The sequence below is a fragment of the Bacillus sp. NPDC094077 genome (genome assembly GCF_050279465.1).
In the GTDB taxonomy this organism is placed as follows: domain Bacteria; phylum Bacillota; class Bacilli; order Bacillales; family Bacillaceae_G; genus Bacillus_A.
In genome coordinates, this window is record NZ_JBNNUF010000054.1 from 1 (window position 1) to 2,414 (window position 2,414).

The 2,414-nt window shown below is 32.1% G+C and carries 1 protein-coding gene, 1 rRNA gene and 1 pseudogene; 2 read left to right on the forward strand and 1 reads right to left on the reverse strand.

All coding sequences use genetic code 11. The features are described from left to right. Nucleotides 1-81: ribosomal RNA gene (rrf, locus tag ACQKNR_RS29195) — 5S ribosomal RNA — on the forward strand; the annotation flags it as partial. 341 nt (nucleotides 82-422) lie between these two features. Continuing rightward, nucleotides 423-1,343 carry a DMT family transporter gene (locus tag ACQKNR_RS29200; protein WP_427322752.1) on the forward strand — a complete coding sequence of 307 codons (921 nt, stop codon included), beginning with the start codon at nucleotides 423-425 and terminating at the stop codon, nucleotides 1,341-1,343. Nucleotides 1,344-1,431: 88 nt separating this feature from the next. Here ACQKNR_RS29200 and ACQKNR_RS29205 read toward each other — a convergent pair. Continuing rightward, nucleotides 1,432-2,204 (reverse strand): annotated as a pseudogene (locus ACQKNR_RS29205) (sulfotransferase family 2 domain-containing protein). Between the last annotated feature and the right edge of the window lie 210 nt (nucleotides 2,205-2,414).

Here is a 2,414-nt window from a genome sequence, read left to right on the forward strand (position 1 = left end):
CATACCGAACACGGAAGTTAAGCTCTCTAGCGCCGATGGTAGTTGGGACCTTGTCCCTGTGAGAGTAGGACGTCGCCAAGCAAAAACCTAAGTCGTTTCGACTTAGGTTTTTTTGTGTTTATTTTATTTACCAACTTACCAAATGCCATAATCCATAAATTTAATAATCCTAAAGAGGAAAAGGGATAAAATAGAAACGGTATAAAATAAAATTTGGATGATAAAGTGATAAGAAGGTTATAAATTAATATATTTAAATGTTAATTTAAGGTAAGAATTACCTTTTTATATTAATTTAGTTGTAGAATGAACAAAAATATTTTCGTTCTTACATAACCTTTTTGTGTTTTTAAAGGATTTTACATAAAGATAAATCTATAATTAAGGTAGCTAACATATATTTTTGATGGGTGTGGGGGATTATGAAAGAAATATGCATGTTATTAGTGGCTGTTATATTATGGGGGACAGCCATTGCGCCAACGAAATGGGCATTAGAATCTATTCACCCGTTTACTTTGTTGTTTATTCGTCTTTTCTTTGCTGGTGGAATGTGTATGCTATTCTCATTTAAGCAATTACAACAATCAGTTGTATGTAAAAAAGTTCCATGGAAAAGGATGAGTTTGTTAGCTTTTACCGGTGTAGCTGGGTATTTTATGTTTACATCCTACGGCATTTCTTTAACAAGTGGATTACATGTTAGTATCATAGATGCTGCATTACCATTAGTTACAATTCTTTTTTCTGCGTTCTTTTTGAAAGAGAACATCCAGTTGAATTATTGGATAGGAATTATATTGGGGACTATAGGGGTATTCTTTATTACGATTCCATCTAATAGCGCTGATCAAGAGGTGTCTTTAATAGGGGATATACTTATATTATTAAGTACCTTTTTATTTGCTTTCTACACGGTTTTGTTAAAACGACCAAAACAAGAACAGTATCTATCAAACAAGGTTTTTACAACATTAACTTTAATTATTGGAGCTGTTATTCTATTACCGTTTGCACTGGTAGAAATTCTTTATTACGGTTTCCCGAAGATTGAAACTTGGAAAACGGGACTTAGTGTAATGTACCTTGTTATTGGAGCAACAATTTTAGCATATTGGTTTTGGAATAAAGCGCTAGAGAGAATTTCGGCATCAGTAAGTGGATTATATTTAAATGCATTGCCGTTAATAAGTATTGTTACTTCAATTGTTCTATTAAATGAATTTCTGACATGGAGGATAATAATGGGGGCAAGTCTAGTTTTAATCGGAGTAGGATGGGCGGATAAGCAAAAGTTACGTAATCTATTAAAAGGTAATAAAGTGGATAGTAGGGACTGTTAAACAGTATGTTTTATATAATTTAAATGTTAAAAAGATACCTTATATATATGGGGTATCTTTTTATATTTAGCAAAATAATAGATTAAAATTAGTATGGATATTCTTTGCTATATCTATACGTATCAAAATCATTTTGAAATATTGTTTGAACGAGCTGTATACACTCAGTATCATAAAAGCTTTCGAAAGTCGGATGGCGAGGAAATAAAGGGTCAGTAATATCGGCTGCGCTAAAATTTCCTTTATAGATCATGGCGGAGGTTTGATGATGCCATGATGTTGAGAACTCATTTGTTGGTGCAGCTTTTAATTCGAAACGCTTTTCTAATTCTTTCATTTCCTGATTGAAGTTTTCAAAGTATATATAATTGGTCACATATTCTTCTTCAACAGCTATATATTGTTGTGTAAAATGTGGATTAATATCATCTGCTTGAGCATCTTTACTAAATAGGTAGTATAGAAATTGCTTGAATGAGATCCCTTTAGGAGAATTTTCATCTTGATATAAAAACTTTCGAATGGGTTTCCATTCTGGATTTTCCACATAAGGAGGTGCAAGTAAGGATACGAAAGAACTGACTGCTCTTCTAAAAGGATTACGAACAAGTTTAAAAGTTTCCTTTTGTTTATCTCGTAATGCTATACTTAGTCACACACTATAGGCAGGTTTACTTTTATATATGTCATATTCATATAACTTAGGGCTATTTGTAATAAATCAATCTGGTAAAAGAACCAATTAGCAAGAGAAGTGCAACCACTTTTTTGACTTCAAAATAGAATGATAGGAAAATGCCTATGATAGTGTGGACTTCTTGAATGGGCATTGATGATGTGTAATAGGGAAGGGCCGAACAATTTCTACACTCCTTTCAGTTATCTTAATTATATGTATGAAAAATAAAGAGGGGTATGAGCGGTCTTTTCATCTTTTCTAAAAAAATGAAAGATTAATATTGACTATTACTATATGGAGGTGTAATATAGAACAAGTCGCCGATGATAATAACGCAAAAAGCGACAAGCGAAATAAAAAACTTAGTTGACATTGAAAGACGAAAATGTTAA

Excerpts from the sequence above, each read along its gene's own strand:
- ACQKNR_RS29200 (WP_427322752.1), top strand. The coding sequence starts at position 423 with ATGAAAGAAATATGCATGTTATTAGTGGCTGTTATATTATGGGGGACA.